Origin of the sequence: Streptomyces sp. NPDC002574, from assembly GCF_042889545.1 — a bacterium.
In the GTDB taxonomy this organism is placed as follows: Bacteria; Actinomycetota; Actinomycetes; order Streptomycetales; family Streptomycetaceae; genus Actinacidiphila.
This window is the reverse complement of sequence record NZ_JBIARB010000010.1, coordinates 169,072-184,272: the sequence shown is the minus strand read 5'-3', so window position 1 is coordinate 184,272 and position 15,201 is coordinate 169,072. Positions and strand designations below refer to the sequence as shown.

The window sequence follows — 15,201 nt, the reverse complement described above, 5'->3', positions numbered from 1 at the left end:
GCGCCTCGTGGGTGGCCCGCCCGGAACGGATTCCCGTTCCGGGCGGGCCATCCGTGTTCTGTCCCCGTCCGGTCACAAACTCCCGTCCGACGTACGGGTGTTCGCGGGTCGAGTGTCAGGATGTGCTGCTCGATCCCATCCCCTCGACCCCTGGAGTTTCGTTGAGACTCGGCATCACGAGGACGCACCGGCTCGGAGCCGCGCTCCTGGCCTCCAGTGCCCTCGTCGTGGCGGCGCCAGTGGTGGCCCCCGCCCAGGCCGCCACCGCCAAGGCCCCCACGGTGACCGCCACCGGCGCCTTCCTGCTCGACAGCACGGCCGACAAGACGCTGTGGAGCAAGGCCGCCGACACCAAGCGGCAGATGGCCAGCACCACCAAGGTGATGACGGCCGCCGTCGTCCTCGGCACCCCGCACCTGGACCTGAACAAGAAGATCACCGTCAAGCAGGCCTACCGGGACTACGTCGTCCGCAACGGCGCCAGCACCGCCGACCTGAAGACGGGTGACCAGGTCACCGTCAAGCAGCTGCTCTACGCACTCATGCTGCCCTCGGGCTGCGACGCCGCCATGGCGCTGGCCGACACCTACGGCACCGGCACCACCGTCTCGGCCCGCACCAGCTCCTTCATCAAGAAGATGAACAGCACGGCCGTCGCGCTGAAGATGAAGAACACCAAGTACGACTCGTTCGACGGCATATCCTCGGCCGGCAGCAACTACACCACCCCGCGCGACGCGGCCGTCCTGGCCCGCAAGGCCATGTCGTACATCAACTTCCGCGACGTGGTGAAGACCGCCAAGTCGGTGCAGAAGGCGACCAACGGCCGCACCTACACCTGGTACAACACGAACAAGCTGCTCGGCTCCTACAGCGGCGCCGTCGGCGTCAAGACCGGCACCGGCACCTCGGCCGGCCCCTGCCTGATCTTCGCCGCCACCCGCAACGGCCGCACCGTCATCGGCGTGCTGCTCCACAGCTCCACCGGTGACAACCGCTTCGCCGACGCCACCAAGATGCTCAACTACGCCTTCGGCACGAGCAGCGGATCCGCTGCCGGCACGCTGAAGCTGCGTTCGCTCCCGGCCGGCGCGCAGCGCGACTGACCCGGAAGCCCCCAAAGCCGAGGAATCCCCGGAGCCCGTCGAAGCGGCTCCGGGGATTCCCCGTTTCCCCGCGGGACGGGCGGGGCGGGCAGGGCGGTCGGGACGCGCCGTCAGGCCGCGGGTGTGCGGTCGGAGACGGTGACCTGGCCCCGCTTGATCGTGGCGACGCGGGTCGCCCGCCGGGCGATGTGGGAGTCGTGGGTGACCAGGACGAAGGTCAGCCCGTACTCCTTCCACAGGCCCTCCAGGAGCGCCAGGATCTCGTCGCGGGTGCCCTCGTCCAGGGCTCCGGTCGGCTCGTCGGCGAGCAGCACCTTGGGCTTCTTCACCAGGGCGCGCGCGATGGCCACGCGCTGCTGCTGCCCGCCGGACAGCTCGCCCGGCAGGTGGTGGAGGCGGTCGCCGAGACCCACCGAGTCGAGTGCCTCGGCGGCGCGGGCACGGCGCTCGGCGGCCTTGACGGCGAGCGGCACCAGGGCGGTCTCGACGTTCTCCTGGGCGGTGAGCGTGGGGATCAGGTTGAAGCTCTGGAAGATGATGCCGATGCTCTCGGAACGGACCCTGGTCAGCCGGGTCTCGCTCAGCCGGGCGAGGTCGACGCCGTCGAGCTCGACCGAGCCCGAGGTCGGCTTGTCGAGACCGCCCAGCATCTGCAGCAGGGTGGACTTGCCGCCGCCGGTAGGTCCTTGGATGACGAGCTGGTCGCCGTCCTCGATGACCAGGTCCACGCCGCGCAGCGCGTCCACGACGTCCTTGCCGCGCGAGTAGCGCTTGGTCACGCCGCTCAGCTTGTACATGAGATGACTCCTGAAGCCTGGGAGGAGAAGGGGGTGGGAGCCGCGCCCCGCCAGGGGGAAGGTCCGGGGCGCGGCGCCCGTCTCGGGGGGAGCCGCGGCTACTCGACGCGGCGCAGGGCGTCGGCGGGGCGCAGCCGGGAGGCGCGCCAGCCGCCGAAGGTGCCCGCGATCAGACCGCCGGCGATCGCCAGCACCACCGCGACGACGATGGTGTTGACGCTGACCGGGGCCTCGAGGGCGACCTTGAGCACGTTGGACGCGGCCTGCCGGGCCGGCCCGCCCTGCCCGCCGCCGAAGCCACCGCCTCCGAAGCCTCCACCGCCACCGCCCGAGCCACCGCCGCGGGCGACGGACGCGTCCAGGGTCGGGCTGATGGCGGTGATCAGGTAGGCGCAGCCGAGGCCGAGAGCGATGCCGAGCACGCCGCCGATGAGGCCGTTGACCAGGGCCTCGCCCATCACCTGGCGGGTGACGCGGCTGCTCTTCCAGCCCAGTGCCTTGAGCGTGCCGAACTCACGGACCCGGCGGCTGACCGCGGAGGACGTGAGCAGTCCGGCGACCAGGAACGCGGCGATGAGCACGGCGATGGACAGCCACCTGCCCACGTTGGTCGCCAGGTTGGACGCGGTGGACAGGGAGCCGGACACCGTGGAGGCCAGGTCCGACGACGTCGTCACCGTCGTGCCGGAGATGTTCTTCTGGATGGCCGACTTGACGGAGTCGATCTTCTGCGAGTCGGCGGCCGAGACGTAGACCGTGGTGACCTTGTCCTTGGAGTCCGACAGCGTCTGCGCCTGCTGCAGCGGGATGTAGACGTTCGCGCCGGAGGAGCCGCTGTCGGCGGTCGCGATGCCGATCACCGAGAACTTCGTGCCCGAGATGGTGAGCGTCTTGCCCACCGTCAGCTTCTTCTGCTTCGCGTACGCGCTGTCCAGGACGGCGACCTTGGCGTCGGTCTGGGAGCTGGTGAAGGTCTTCCCGGAGGTGATCTTCGAGGAGGTCAGCGGACCGAGGTCCATGTGCGCCACGTCGGTGCCGTAGAGCGTGAAGTTGTCGATGCCGAAGTTGGCGCCGCCGCCGCGCACGGTGCCCTGCGGCCGCTGGCTGCCGCCCCCGCGGCCGAATCCGCCGCCGCCGCTGTTCGGGTCCTGCTGGAACGTGCCGCGCTGGAACTGACCGTTGATCTTGATGACCACCAGGCTCAGGCCGCCGACGGCCTGCTTGACGCCGCTCTGCGCCGCGACGTCGCTGACGACCGAGGACTTCAGCGTCGCGAAGCCCTGGACCATGACGCGGTCGCTGTTCTGCTCCTTGTCGTCGCCGCGCGCGTTGAACTGGAAGCGCGGACGCTCCGCGCCGGCCGAGGACGGATCGGCGGCCTTGGTGACGGTCATGTCCGTGCCCAGGCCGTAGAGCGACTGGAGCACCTTGCCCTGGGCCTGGGTCATGCCCGCCGACACCGAGTTGACGGTGATGACCAGCGCGATGCCGAGTGCGAGGCCCATCGCGATGACGAGCGCCGCTTTTCTGCGGCGACGGAGTTCGCGCCGGAGATACGTGAAGAACATGCGATTCCTCGCCGAGTTCGGAAGCCGGGGAGCGGGAGGGAGGACAGCCCCTCCCTCCCGCTGTCGTGACGGTAGGAACCAGCTGTGATGGGAGTGTGAGGCGGGGATGAGAGGGCGATGAGAAACCCGGCCGCCTCCCCCGCCGCGCTCTCCGTGCCCCGCGGGCCGTTCAGTTCCGGGCGGGTACGGCCGCCTCGTGCCCGGCGCCGCCGGCCGAACGGCGCCCGGACGCGGCGGGGTTGTCGGTGGCGGTCACCCGGCCCGCCTCGATCGTCGCCAGCCGCGGGGCGTGCCGGGCGATGTGGGAGTCGTGGGTGACCAGGACGAAGGTCAGCCCGTGCTCCTTCCACAGTCCTTCGAGCAGGGCGAGGATCTCGTCGCGGGTGCCCTCGTCCAGGGCGCCGGTCGGCTCGTCGGCGAGCAGCACCTTGGGCTTCTTCACCAGGGCCCGCGCGATGGCCACACGCTGCTGCTGGCCGCCGGACAGCTCACCCGGCAGGTGGTGCCGCCGTTCGCCGAGACCCACCGAGCCGAGCGCCTCGGCGGCCAGGCGGCGCCGCTCGGCCGGCGGGGTGCGCAGGGGGACGAGCGCGGTCTCGACGTTCTCCTGCGCGGTGAGCGTGGGGATCAGGTTGAAGCTCTGGAAGATGATGCCGATCGTCTCCGCGCGCATCCTCGTCAGGCGGGTGTCGCCCAGCCGGGCGAGGTCGACGCCGTCCAGCTCGACCGAGCCCGAGGTCGGCCGGTCCAGGCCGCCCAGCATCTGCAGCAGGGTGGACTTGCCGCCGCCGGTCGGTCCCTGGACGACGAGCCGGTCACCGTCCTCGATGACCAGGTCGATGCCGCGCAGCGCGTGCACGGTCTCCTTGCCGCGCGCGTACTGCTTGGTCACGCCGCTCAATGTGTACATGGGGAACTCCTGTTGCGGGTCGAAGGGGGAGGTGCGGCGCGGTCACTCGACGCGGCGCAGGGCGTCGGCCGGGCGCAGCCGGGAGGCGCGCCAGCCGCCGAAGCTGCCCGCGATCAGACCGCCCGCGACGGCGAGCAGGACGGCGACGGCGATGGTCGTGGCGCTCACCGGCGCGGTGAGGGCGATGTCGACGGCCTTCGCCGCCGCCTGCCGGCCCGGTCCGCCGCCCCCGCCGGGACCGCCCGCGCCCCCGCCCTGGCCGGAGCCGAGGGAGGCCTCCAGCGTGGGACTGATCGCGGTCACGGTGTACGCGCCGGCCAGGCCCAGCGCGATGCCGAGCACGCCGCCGGCGATGCCGTTGACGAAGGCTTCGCCCATCACCTGCCGGACCACCCGGCCGCTCCTCCAGCCCAGTGCCTTGAGCGTGCCGAACTCGCGCACGCGACGGCCGACGGCCGAGGACGTCAGCAGCGCGGCGACGAGGAACGCGGCGATGAGCACGGCGATGGACAGCCACGTGCCCACGTCGGTCGCCAGGCCGGACGCGGTGGACAGGGAGCCGGACACCGTGGAGGCCAGGTCCGAGGAGGTCGTGACCGTGGTGCCGGAGATGTTCTTCTGGATCGTCTTCTTGACGCTGTCGATCCGCTGGGAGTCGGCGGCGCGGACGTAGATCGTCGTGACCTTGTCCTTGGCGTCGCCGAGGGTCTGCGCCCGCTGCAGCGGGATGTAGACGTTCGCGGCGGAGGAGCCGCTGTCGGCGGTCGCGATGCCGATCACCGAGAACTTCGTGCCCGAGACGGTGAGCGTCTTGCCCACCGTCAGCTTCTTCTGCTTCGCGTACGCGCTGTCCAGGACGGCCGCCTTGGCATTGCCCTGCGCACTGGTGAAGGTCTTCCCGGAGGTGATCTTCGAGGTCGTCAGCGGGCCGAGGTCGAGGTGCGCCACGTCGACGCCCTGCACGGAGTAGTTGTCGACGCCGAAGTCCGCGCCGCCGCCCTGGACCTTCGGCCGTGCGCCGGGAGCGCTCTGACCGCCGTCCGCACCGGTGCCGGACTGCGCGGTGCCCCGGGTGAACCGGCCGCTGATCTTGACCACTTGGAGTCCGAGACCGCCGACGGCGTCGGCCACGCCCGGCTGCGCGGCGACCTGCGCTACCACCGAGGACTTCAGCGACTGGAAGCCCTGCACCCTCACGTTGTCGGAGCTCTGCTCGGCGCCGCTGTCGTCGCCGCGGGCGTCGAAGTCGAACCTCGGCCCCCCGCCCCCGGAGGAGGACGCGCTCTGCGCCTTGGTGACGGTCATGTCGGTGCCCAGGCCGTACAGGGACTGGAGTACCTTGCCCTGGGCCCGGGTCATGCCCGCCGACACCGAGGTGACGGTGATGACCAGCGCGATACCGAGGGCCAGCCCCAGCGCGACGACCAGGGCGGCCTTCCGCCGCCGGCGGAGTTCGCGCCGGAGATAGATGAGAAACATGCGTGTCCTCGCGTCGTGCCCCGTTGGGGACCGTGGATGCAGGACCCCGTGGGGTCACGGCGAGAAGCTATGGCCGGGGATTTACGGAAGGCTGAGGCGCGCATGTGGGTCGGATGAGAAGGTCGGCGCCTGGATGAGAAGCGTTTCAACGGTGGTGCGCACGAGGGTCCGCGCGGCCATGCACGATGGGGAGAACCAGAGATGACGGACGGAACGCCGTGGGGCGGGGACGGTCACGGCGGTCGCCAGGGTTTCGGCGACGGCTCCGGACCGGGACACGGCAGTGGTCACGGCAGGCCGTCCCCGCCGTCGCACGGCCGCGGGCGGAGGCCGTACCCGCGGATGCCCGCCTACGCGCCGCCGCGCTCAGCGGCACGGCCCCGGCGCGCCGCGCTGCTGCTCGCCCTCGCCGGTGTCGCCACCGCCGTCCTGGTGGCCGGCATCCTCATAGCGAGCCCCTGGAGCGACGATTCCGCGGGGACCGCCTCCGGCGGCTCGCCGACGGCGGCCGGCAAGGACCCGGCCGCGGACGCCGCGCGGATGCTGCGCGAGGCCGCGGACACCCTGGAGAAGGCCCAAGTACTGTCGTACCGAGGGGAGTTCGCCCGCGACGCGGGCTCGACCACGCCCTTCGACCTGCAGACCACACCGGGCGGATGGGGCCGCGGCTCCCTCGGCGACGAGGGCGGGACCGTACGGATGCTCACCGCCGGCGACCACCGGCTGGCCAAGGCGGACCAGGCGTACTGGAAGACCCGCGGCTACTCCGGCGACGTGCTGGACCGGATCTCCGGCCAGTGGCTCGACGCGGCCTCCGACCTCCCCGAGATCGACGACCTGACGGCCCCGCTGGCCCCCGCCAACGTCGCCGCCCTGCTCCGGGACGCGGCCGGCAGCGCGTCCTCCGCCACCGCCGCCCCGACCCGGGTGGCCGGCCGGGCCGCCACGCTGCTGTCCACCCCGGGCGGGAGCTTCTCCATCAGCGACTCCGCGCCCCGCACCCTGCTCCGCCTGGCTTCCGGCACCTCCCCCGCCGCGACCGGGCCGCTCCCGCTGGCCGACGGGACGGACGCCTCCGTCTCCGTGCTCACCGGCACCGACCGCGACGCGTTCACCACCGGGTTCGAGCAGGACCTGACGGCGCTGCGGACCGCCGTCGACCCCACGGTCACCTTCACCACCGTCGGCACGGCGCGCTTCTCCCCCTGCGGCAGCACCCGTTGCACGGCCCGCTTCACGCTCCAGAACTCCGCGTACGGGTCGGCGGGCGCCCAGGCGAGCGCCGACTCCCCGGTGCACGCGGAGATCACCATCGACATGACGCTCGACGGAAGGAAGATCAAGCGCTGTGCCTACCAGCGGACGATGCAGCCCTCCGGCTCGGTCGCGCTGACCTGCACGGCCACCTACACCGCCGCCACCAGCAGCGACCACACCGTCCGGGGCGTGCCCGACGCCTGGGCGCGGGCCGTCCCGGACGACGAACTGGCCCGGCTGCGCGAGGGCTTCGCCAAGGGCACGACCGACGGTCAGGCGGCCTGACCCGCCCGGGGCAGCCGTGCCCGGCCGCCGTCGAGGGTGACGCGCAGGCCGTCCGCGGTCACCCGCGCCGAGGTGGCCCGGAGCGCCAGCGGGTAGGCGCCGCGCGGCGCCCGCCCGGCCAGGCGCCGCTCGATGCGGGCGGTCGTCTCCGGCGGGGCGGCCCTGCCCAGGACGACGGCGCCGGTCACGGTGAGCGTCACCCGGCCGTCCACCACCCCGGGGCGCAGCGTCACCTCGCCCAGTCCGCCGCCGAGTTCGAGCCGCAGGGTGCCGGCGGCGGGATCCGGGCGCACCGCGGTCACCGGCGGGCCGCCCTGCCCGTCCTCCGTCGCCAGGGAGGCTGCGGGGAACCGGAGGTCGGCGTGCGTCGCGGCGACGGTGCGCCCGCCCGTGCCACGATCAGCGCCGCCGCCGAGTCCCCCGAGGGCGGCGCGTGCTTCACGGTCCGGCTGCCCGTTCCCCGTTGACCCCGCCGGACCCGGGTGGTCCCCAATTCCCCTTGCCGTGAGTCCACTCGAAGGCGTTGGCTGGTCTTCCATGGAGTACACGCAGCTGGGCCGCACCGGTCTGAAGGTCAGCCGCATCGTGCTGGGCACGATGAACTTCGGCGGGCAGACGGACGAGACGGACAGCCACCGGATCATGGACGCCGCGCTGGACGCGGGGGTCAACTTCTTCGACACCGCGGACATCTACGGCACGGCCGAGGAAAAGGGACTGACGGAGAAGGTCATCGGCGCGTGGTTCGCACGCGGCGGGGGCCGGCGCGACAAGGTCGTGCTGGCCACGAAGGTGTACGGCAACATGTCGGACGACGGAAAGGCGTGGCACGAGCAGTCCTGGCCCAACCACGACCGGCTCACCGCGCTGCACATCCGGCGGGCGGCCGAGGCGAGCCTGCGGCGGCTCGGCACGGACCACATCGACGTCTACCAGTTCCACCACATCGACCGCGCGACCCCCTTCGAGGAGATCTGGCAGGCGGTCGACGTGCTGATCCGCCAGGGGAAGATCCTCTACGCCGCGTCGTCGAACTTCCCCGGCTACAAGATCGCGCAGGCCAACGAGCTCGCGGCGAACCGGGGCATGGTGGGCCTGGTCAGCGAGCAGTGCCTGTACAACCTGGCGGAGCGGCGCGCCGAGGCCGACGTGATCCCGGCGGCGCGGGAGTACGGCCTCGGGGTGATCCCGTGGTCGCCGCTGCACCAGGGACTGCTGGGCGGCGCGCTGCGCAAGGAGCGCGAGAACACCGGCTCCCGCACCAAGGTCGGCCGGTCGGCCGCGGGGCTGGCCGATCCGGTGGTCAGGGCCAAGGTGCAGGCGTACGAGGACCTGCTGGACAAGCACGGTCTGGAGCCGGGCGAGGTGGCCCTGGCGTGGCTGCTGACCCGGCCCGGGGTCACGGGGCCGATCGTGGGGCCGCGCACGATGGAGCAGTTCACGTCGGCACTGCGCGCGGTGGAACTCAAGCTGGACGCGGAGGTGCTGGCCGGGCTGGACGAGATCTTCCCGGGGCCGGGCCCGGCCCCCGAGGCGTTCGCCTGGTGAGTCGCGTCACACCGGGGCCGCCGGGAGCCGCTTCGCCATGAACCGCTCCGGGCGGCCGTCGGGCATGAGGCCGCGCTCTCCGGAGTCCTCGAAGCCGTTGCGGCGGTAGAGCGCGGCGGCCGGCTCGTTGCCGTCCGCGACGGCGAGGGTGAGCACCGCGGCGCCGGTCCCCGCGGCCCAGGTCTCGACGGCCCGGATCAGCAGGTCGCCCACGCCGTGGCCGCGCGCGTCGCGCGCCACCCACATCGAGATCAGTTCGGCGGTGCCGGGGTGCTCGCCGGGGACGCCACTGGCCATGCCCGCGGGCACCCCGTCGAGCTCGGCGACCAGGTGCGTGCCGGGTGTGGCGAGCCGGTCCCGCCAGCGCTCCTCGCGGTCCCCCGCGCCCTGCCAGTCGGCGAGCCGGGAGCCGAAGGCGCCGGGCGCCTCGGCGAGGGCGGTCAGGCGCAGCCCTCGCCACAGCCGCCAGTCCTCCGGGGTGAGCGTCCTCAGTGCGGTCGTGCGCAGTTCGGTCATCCGGGCAGGTTGCCGCCGGGCGGGACCCGACGGCAACCGGTTTTCGGCCCGGAGGACGCGAAGCGGCGGACGACGCTCAGCGGGCGCCGAGCAGGTGGTTCATCGCCAGCTGGTCGAGCTGCTCGAAGGCGAACCCGCGCTCGGCGGCGGCCTCGACGTCGAAGTCCTCGAAGGCGCTGCGGTCGGCGAGGAAGCCGGCCAGGGTCTCGCCCTCGGCGAGGGTCGGCTGCGCGAGCTGGTCCAGGCGCGCGGCCTTCAGCGCCTCCTGCACGGCCGGGTCGGCGCGGAACGCGGCGGCCCGCTCCTTGAGGATGAGGTAGTTGCGCATGCAGCCCTCCGCCGAGGCCCACACACCGCTGAAGTCCTCGGTCCGCGGGGGCTTGAAGTCGAAGTGCCGCGGGCCCTCGTAGCCGGCCGTCTCCAGCAGGTCGACCAGCCAGAACGCGGAGCGCAGGTCGCCGGCGCCGAAGCGCAGGTCCTGGTCGTACTTGATGCCGGACTGGCCGTTCAGGTCGATGTGGAACAGCTTGCCGTGCCACAGCGCCTGGGCGATGCCGTGCGGGAAGTTCAGCCCGGCCATCTGCTCGTGGCCGACCTCGGGGTTCAGGCCGACGAGCTCGGGGTGCGCCAGCTCGTTGATGAACGCCAGCGCGTGGCCGACGGTCGGCAGCAGGATGTCGCCGCGCGGCTCGTTGGGCTTGGGCTCGATGGCGAAGCGAAGGTCGTAGCCCTGCTCGAGGACGTACTCGCCCAGCAGGTCGAAGGCCTCCTTGAAGCGGTCCAGGGCGACCCGCACGTCCTTGGCGGCACCGGACTCGGCACCCTCGCGACCGCCCCAGGCGACGTAGACCTTGGCGCCGAGCTCGGCGGCGAGGTCGATGTTGCGGATGGTCTTGCGGAGCGCGTAGCGGCGCACGTCACGGTCGTTGGAGGTGAAGGCACCGTCCTTGAAGACCGGGTGGGTGAAGAGGTTGGTGGTGGCCATCGGCACCTTGAGGCCGGTGGCGTCCAGCGCCTGGCGGAAGCGCTTGATGTGGCCCTCGCGGGCGGTGTCGTCCGACCCGAAGGGGATCAGGTCGTCGTCGTGGAACGTGACGCCGTACGCGCCGAGCTCCGCCAGGCGGGTCACGCTCTCGACCGGGTCGAGCGCGGGGCGGGTGGCGTCGCCGAAGGGGTCGCGGCCCTGCCAGCCGACGGTCCAGAGACCGAAGGTGAACTTGTCGTCGGGGGTGGGGGTGAAACTCATCGCGGCGGCTCCTATTCGTAAGACCGTTGAACAAATTAATATGCGAACGCCGCTTTGTGAAGGGAGCCGCAGCATGAGCCGCGACATGGGGCACGGAACGATCGCACTGGGTGTGGACAGCTCCACGCAGTCCACCAAGGTGCTGGCAGTCGAGGTGGAGACCGGAAAGGTGCTGGCCAGGGGCCAGGCACGGCATGTGGTGAGCGAGGGGGAGGGCCGCGAGACCGACCCCGAGGTGTGGTGGAGAGCACTCGGCGAGGCACTGGCCCAGCTCGGCCCGTACGCCGCCGAGGCCGGCGCGATCTCCGTCGGCGGGCAGCAGCACGGCCTGGTCGTCCTGGACGCGGACGGCAGGCCGCTGCGGCCCGCGCTGCTCTGGAACGACGTGCGCTCCGCGCCCCAGGCCGCCGCCCTGGTCGACCGGCACGGCGCCGCCTGGTGGGCGGAGCGCTTCGGCAGCGTGCCCGGCACGAGCTTCACCGTCACCAAGTGGGCCTGGCTGGCCGAGCACGAGCCGGAGGCCGCCAAGGCCGCGGCGGCCGTGCGGCTGCCCCACGACTTCCTCACCGAGCGGCTGAGCGGGGCCGCCGTCACCGACCGGGGCGACGCCTCCGGCACCGGCTGGTGGGCCACCGACACCGAGGCGTACGACGAGGCGATGCTGGCCTCGATCGGCCTGGACCCGGCCCTGCTGCCCCGCGTCCTCGGCCCCGGCGAGCGGGCCGGCGCCGTGCTGCCGGGCCTGCCGCTGAGCGAGGGCGCCCTGGTCGCCGCGGGCACCGGCGACAACGCCGCCGCCGCCCTCGGCCTCGGCCTCGCCCCCGGCCAGCCGGCGCTCAGCCTCGGCACCTCCGGCACCGTCTACACCCCCTCGGCCTCACGTCCCGCCGACCCGACGGGCATCGTGGCCGGCTTCGCCGGCGGCCACGGCGGCTGGCTCCCGCTGGCGTGCACCCTCAACTGCACGCTCGCCGTCGACAAGGTCGCGGCCCTGCTCTCCCTGGACCGGGAGGCGGTCGCCCCCGGCGGCTCCACCGTGCTGCTGCCGTTCCTCGACGGCGAGCGCACGCCCAACCTCCCGTACGCCTCCGGCCTGCTGACCGGGCTGCGGCACGACACCACTCCGGGGCAGATTCTCCAGGCCGCCTACGACGGGGCCGCGTACGCCCTGCTCAGCGCGCTCGACCAGGTCCTCGCGGTCGACGGCGCCCCCTCCGACGCCCCGCTGCTGCTGATCGGCGGCGGCGCCCGGGGCACCGCCTGGCGGGAGACCGTCCGGCGGCTCTCCGGCCGCGCGGTGCGCGTCCCGGTGGCCGACGAGCTCGTCGCGCTCGGCGCGGCGGCCCAGGCGGCGGCCCTGCTGACGGGCGAGACCCCGCAGGAGATCGCCCGCCGCTGGAACACCGCGGAGGGTCCGTCGTACGACCCGGTGCCGCGCGACGAGGAGTCCCTCGGCCGCATCGGGGCGGAGCTGTCGCGGGCCTTCGGGGTGGAGTGAGCGGTCCCCGGCGGCGACGCGGCCTTTCGGTGGGGCCCGCGCGGAGCGTCCTCCGCGCGGGCCGCGCCGCTCCGGGAGACGTTCGCCACTTCGTACGGCCTTGACAAGATCGCTTGCCGGAACGGCAAATGGAGACATGGCAGACGACGACATCCCCGGCGTGCTGTCCGCCGTCGGACCCCGGCTGCGGGCCCTGCGGCGGGAGCGCGGCGCCACGCTCGCACAGGTCGGCGAGACCACCGGGATCTCGTCGAGCACCCTGTCCCGGCTGGAGTCCGGGCAGCGCAAGCCCACGCTGGAACTGCTGCTGCCGCTGGCGAAGGCGTACGGCGTGCCGCTGGACGAGCTGGTCGGAGCGCCGCCGACCGGGGACCCGCGCGTCCATCCGCGCCCGGTCACCCGGCACGGGCAGACCTTCGTGCCGCTCACCCGCTACCTGGGCGGGCTGCACGCGTACAAGATGATCATCCAGGCGCCCCAGGACCCGGCCGTACGGCCCGAGCAGGGGCGCCACGAGGGGTACGAGTGGGTCTACGTGCTGTCCGGCCGCCTGCGGCTGGTCCTCGGCGACCACGACCTGGTGCTGACCGCGGGCGAGGCCGCCGAGTTCGACACCCGCACCCCGCACGGCTTCGCCAACGCGGGACCGCAGCCCGTGGAGTTCCTGAGCCTCTTCGGGGCGCAGGGCGAGCGGATGCACGTACGGGCCCGGCCGGCGGGCGGTTGACCGGGCCGCAGGGCGTGCGAGGGTGGGGGCATAACCGTATGAAACAGACATCGGACATCGAGCACCGGACGAGAGGGGATCGGCACGTGGCGGACGGCCCGGGATCGCAGGCGGGCGTGCGGAAGCGGAATCTTGCCCTGGTGGCCCATGCCGTGGCCGAGCACGGCGAGATGTCGCGCGCCGCGGTGGCCGCCGAGGTCGGGCTGACCCGCGCGACGGTCTCGACGCTGGTGGACGAGTTGCTGGCGGCCGGGCTGCTGGTGGAACTCGGCACGCAGCGCCCCGGCACGGTCGGCCGGCCCGGCACCGCGCTCGCCCTCAGCGACACCGGCCCGGTGGGCCTGGGCGCCGAGGTCGGGGTCGACCACCTGGCGGTCTGCGCGATCGACCTGCGCGGCACGGTCCGTGTCCGGGCCCGCGTCGAGACCGCCAACCGCGGCCGTCCCGCGCCCGAGGTGCTGCGCGAACTCGCCGCGCTCGTACGGCAGGTGACGGCGGAGGCCCGGGAGGACGGGCTCTTCCCCGCCGGGCTGACGGTCGCCGTACCGGGACTGGTCGGACGGGACCGGCGGCAGGTGACGCGCGCCCCCAACCTCGACTGGGAGGACGTGCCGGCCGCGGAGTTCTTCGACGGCCTCACCCCCACCGCGACGCTGGTCGACAACGAGGCCAACCTCGGCGCGCTGGCGGAGCTGTGGCTCGGCGGCCACGAGGGCGTCACGGACTTCGTGCACGTCTCCGCGGAGATCGGCATCGGCGCCGCGCTCGTCGTCGACGGCCGGCTGTTCCGCGGCGCCCGCGGCTTCGCCGGGGAGCTCGGCCACGTACCGGTGTTCCCCAACGGCCCCCGCTGCTCGTGCGGCTCCCGGGGCTGCCTGGAGCAGTACGCGGGCGAGGAGGCGGTACTGCGGTCCGCCGGGATCCGCCTCGACCGGTCGGACGCCCTCAAGGCCCTGCACACCGCGGCCGCCGGGGACGACCCGGCGGCACTGAAGTCGCTGGCCGCGGCCGGGCAGGCGTTCGGCATCGCGCTCAGCGGCGCGGTGAACCTGCTGGACCCGCAGGCCGTCGTGCTGGGCGGCACCCTCGCCGCACTCGCCCCCTGGCTGCGCGGGGCGCTGGTGCGGGAGCTGGACCGCCGCGTGACGGACCGCCAATGGCCCGCGGACGCCGTCCTGGTGTCCCGGCTGGGCCGCGAGGGCGTCCTGCTGGGCGCGGCCTACAGCGTCGTGCGCGACGTCCTCGACGACCCCCAGCAATTGCGAACCTCCTAGCCCCCGGGGCCCGTTACGATGCGGGCGCGCCGCACGGGGAGGCGGCGCGGATCGTTTCGTCCCAGGGGGATTCCCGTGTTCGTGCTCTGCATCCTGCTGCTGATCGCGGCCGTCGTGCTGTTCCTGGTCGGCCGCGGCCGCACCGGGGGCTGGAAGCTGGGCGCCGCGCTCAGCGCCCTCGCCGGTGTGCTGGCCGGCGTCTTCGCCTGCGTCCACGTCGTGAACGCCTACGAGGTCGGCGTGCCGGTGACCTTCGGCAAAATAGGCTCGCCGTTGACCTCCGGCGTCCACCTCACGTCGCCGTTCACCGACATCACGTCCTTCTCCACCCGCCCGGCGGACCTCGACCTCTACGACAAGGACGTCGTCGAGGTCCGTTCCTCGCAGGGCGGTGTGCTGTACGCGGACGTCACGGTGAAGTGGGCCGTCGTGCCCGCCAAGGCCGTCGCCCTCTACCGGCTGGCGGGCAACGAGGAGGCCATCCAGGAGCGCCTGGTGGTGCCGGACAGCCGCGAGATCATCCGCAACGTCTTCGCCGGGCACACCAGCGAGGAGGGCTACGCCTCCGCGCGTGAGGAGATCGGCCGGGAGATCGACGCCCTGATCAAGGAGCGCCTCGCGCCCCGCGGCATCGACATCACCGCCGTCAACCTGCGCAATGTGCGCCCCTCCGACCAGTTGCAGACGCAGATCGACAAGAAGATCCAGCAGGAGCAGGACACCGAGCGGGCGGTCGAGGCGGCGCGCACGGCCAAGGCCGAGGCCGAGCGCAAGCGCATCGAGGCGGAGGGCATCGCCCGCGCCAACCAGATCATCGCCCGTTCGCTGAACGACAAGGTGCTCTACAACCAGTGCCTGGAGGCCTTCAAGGAGGCCGCCAAGGCCAACCCGGTCTACGCGGTCCCCTGCGGCACGAACGCCGGCGGGTCCCCGGTCATCGTCGACGGCACCAAGAAGTAGCCCGCACACGCCGAGGGGCCCGGAACCGTT

General features: G+C 73.0%; 14 protein-coding genes. 7 read left to right on the top strand and 7 right to left on the bottom strand.

From position 1 onward, the window contains the following. The first annotated feature begins 161 nt into the window (after positions 1-161). A complete protein-coding gene (locus tag ACFYXS_RS25510) occupies positions 162-1,106 on the top strand; it encodes a D-alanyl-D-alanine carboxypeptidase family protein (protein ID WP_389252036.1) in 945 nt (314 codons plus the stop codon). 110 nt (positions 1,107-1,216) lie between these two features. Here the strand turns inward: ACFYXS_RS25510 and ACFYXS_RS25505 are convergent, their stop codons facing one another. The 4 genes from ACFYXS_RS25505 to ACFYXS_RS25490 all read right to left on the bottom strand — a co-directional run bounded on the left by ACFYXS_RS25505 (position 1,217) and on the right by ACFYXS_RS25490 (position 5,860). Further along, positions 1,217-1,903, bottom strand: a complete 687-nt coding sequence (locus ACFYXS_RS25505) for an ABC transporter ATP-binding protein (RefSeq protein ID WP_389252034.1) — start codon at positions 1,901-1,903, stop codon at positions 1,217-1,219. Between the two features lie 98 nt (positions 1,904-2,001). Beyond that, entirely contained in the window at positions 2,002-3,471 is a 1,470-nt protein-coding gene (locus tag ACFYXS_RS25500; RefSeq protein WP_389252032.1) for an ABC transporter permease, read from the bottom strand. A 169-nt stretch (positions 3,472-3,640) separates the two neighbouring features. Further along, positions 3,641-4,381 (bottom strand): ABC transporter ATP-binding protein, encoded by a 741-nt coding sequence (locus tag ACFYXS_RS25495; RefSeq protein ID WP_389252030.1) that lies wholly within the window; start codon positions 4,379-4,381, stop codon positions 3,641-3,643. 42 nt (positions 4,382-4,423) lie between these two features. Beyond that, positions 4,424-5,860 (bottom strand): ABC transporter permease, encoded by a 1,437-nt coding sequence (locus tag ACFYXS_RS25490; RefSeq protein ID WP_389252028.1) that lies wholly within the window; start codon positions 5,858-5,860, stop codon positions 4,424-4,426. 342 nt (positions 5,861-6,202) lie between these two features. Here ACFYXS_RS25490 and ACFYXS_RS25485 point away from each other — a divergent pair, with 342 nt between their 5' ends. Next, positions 6,203-7,402, top strand: a complete 1,200-nt coding sequence (locus ACFYXS_RS25485) for a hypothetical protein (protein WP_389252026.1) — start codon at positions 6,203-6,205, stop codon at positions 7,400-7,402. Here ACFYXS_RS25485 and ACFYXS_RS25480 read toward each other — a convergent pair. After that, a complete protein-coding gene (locus ACFYXS_RS25480) occupies positions 7,390-7,704 on the bottom strand; it encodes a hypothetical protein (RefSeq protein WP_389252024.1) in 315 nt (104 codons plus the stop codon). The genes ACFYXS_RS25485 and ACFYXS_RS25480 overlap by 13 nt on opposite strands. A 235-nt stretch (positions 7,705-7,939) precedes the next feature. Between ACFYXS_RS25480 and ACFYXS_RS25475 the strand changes: the two genes are divergently transcribed. Then, positions 7,940-8,950 (top strand): aldo/keto reductase, encoded by a 1,011-nt coding sequence (locus ACFYXS_RS25475; RefSeq protein WP_389252022.1) that lies wholly within the window; start codon positions 7,940-7,942, stop codon positions 8,948-8,950. Between the two features lie 6 nt (positions 8,951-8,956). Here the strand turns inward: ACFYXS_RS25475 and ACFYXS_RS25470 are convergent, their stop codons facing one another. Further along, positions 8,957-9,466 (bottom strand): GNAT family N-acetyltransferase, encoded by a 510-nt coding sequence (locus ACFYXS_RS25470; RefSeq protein ID WP_389252020.1) that lies wholly within the window; start codon positions 9,464-9,466, stop codon positions 8,957-8,959. A 76-nt stretch (positions 9,467-9,542) separates the two neighbouring features. Next, complete coding sequence (xylA, locus tag ACFYXS_RS25465; protein ID WP_389252018.1) at positions 9,543-10,712, bottom strand: xylose isomerase; 1,170 nt, start codon at positions 10,710-10,712, stop codon at positions 9,543-9,545. 73 nt (positions 10,713-10,785) lie between these two features. Here xylA and xylB point away from each other — a divergent pair, with 73 nt between their 5' ends. From xylB to ACFYXS_RS25445, 4 genes are all read left to right on the top strand, one after another. Continuing rightward, the gene (gene xylB, locus ACFYXS_RS25460) at positions 10,786-12,210 is read left to right on the top strand and encodes a xylulokinase (RefSeq protein ID WP_389252016.1); all 1,425 of its coding nucleotides are present in this window, start codon (positions 10,786-10,788) and stop codon (positions 12,208-12,210) included. Positions 12,211-12,346: 136 nt separating this feature from the next. Next, positions 12,347-12,937 carry a helix-turn-helix domain-containing protein gene (locus ACFYXS_RS25455; RefSeq protein ID WP_389252014.1) on the top strand — a complete coding sequence of 197 codons (591 nt, stop codon included), beginning with the start codon at positions 12,347-12,349 and terminating at the stop codon, positions 12,935-12,937. 38 nt (positions 12,938-12,975) lie between these two features. Then, on the top strand, positions 12,976-14,211 hold the full coding sequence (locus ACFYXS_RS25450; RefSeq protein ID WP_389252012.1) for an ROK family protein: 1,236 nt from the start codon (positions 12,976-12,978) through the stop codon (positions 14,209-14,211). A gap of 75 nt (positions 14,212-14,286) precedes the next feature. After that, entirely contained in the window at positions 14,287-15,171 is an 885-nt protein-coding gene (locus ACFYXS_RS25445; protein WP_389252009.1) for a prohibitin family protein, read from the top strand. Positions 15,172-15,201: the final 30 nt, after the last annotated feature.

Excerpts from the sequence above, each read along its gene's own strand:
- ACFYXS_RS25490 (WP_389252028.1), bottom strand. The coding sequence starts at position 5,860 with ATGTTTCTCATCTATCTCCGGCGCGAACTCCGCCGGCGGCGGAAGGCC.
- ACFYXS_RS25475 (WP_389252022.1), top strand. The coding sequence starts at position 7,940 with ATGGAGTACACGCAGCTGGGCCGCACCGGTCTGAAGGTCAGCCGCATC.
- ACFYXS_RS25450 (WP_389252012.1), top strand. The coding sequence starts at position 12,976 with ATGAAACAGACATCGGACATCGAGCACCGGACGAGAGGGGATCGGCAC.
- ACFYXS_RS25495 (WP_389252030.1), bottom strand. The coding sequence starts at position 4,381 with ATGTACACATTGAGCGGCGTGACCAAGCAGTACGCGCGCGGCAAGGAG.
- ACFYXS_RS25505 (WP_389252034.1), bottom strand. The coding sequence starts at position 1,903 with ATGTACAAGCTGAGCGGCGTGACCAAGCGCTACTCGCGCGGCAAGGAC.
- ACFYXS_RS25470 (WP_389252020.1), bottom strand. The coding sequence starts at position 9,466 with ATGACCGAACTGCGCACGACCGCACTGAGGACGCTCACCCCGGAGGAC.
- ACFYXS_RS25455 (WP_389252014.1), top strand. The coding sequence starts at position 12,347 with ATGGCAGACGACGACATCCCCGGCGTGCTGTCCGCCGTCGGACCCCGG.
- ACFYXS_RS25485 (WP_389252026.1), top strand. The coding sequence starts at position 6,203 with ATGCCCGCCTACGCGCCGCCGCGCTCAGCGGCACGGCCCCGGCGCGCC.
- xylB (WP_389252016.1), top strand. The coding sequence starts at position 10,786 with ATGAGCCGCGACATGGGGCACGGAACGATCGCACTGGGTGTGGACAGC.
- xylA (WP_389252018.1), bottom strand. The coding sequence starts at position 10,712 with ATGAGTTTCACCCCCACCCCCGACGACAAGTTCACCTTCGGTCTCTGG.
- ACFYXS_RS25500 (WP_389252032.1), bottom strand. The coding sequence starts at position 3,471 with ATGTTCTTCACGTATCTCCGGCGCGAACTCCGTCGCCGCAGAAAAGCG.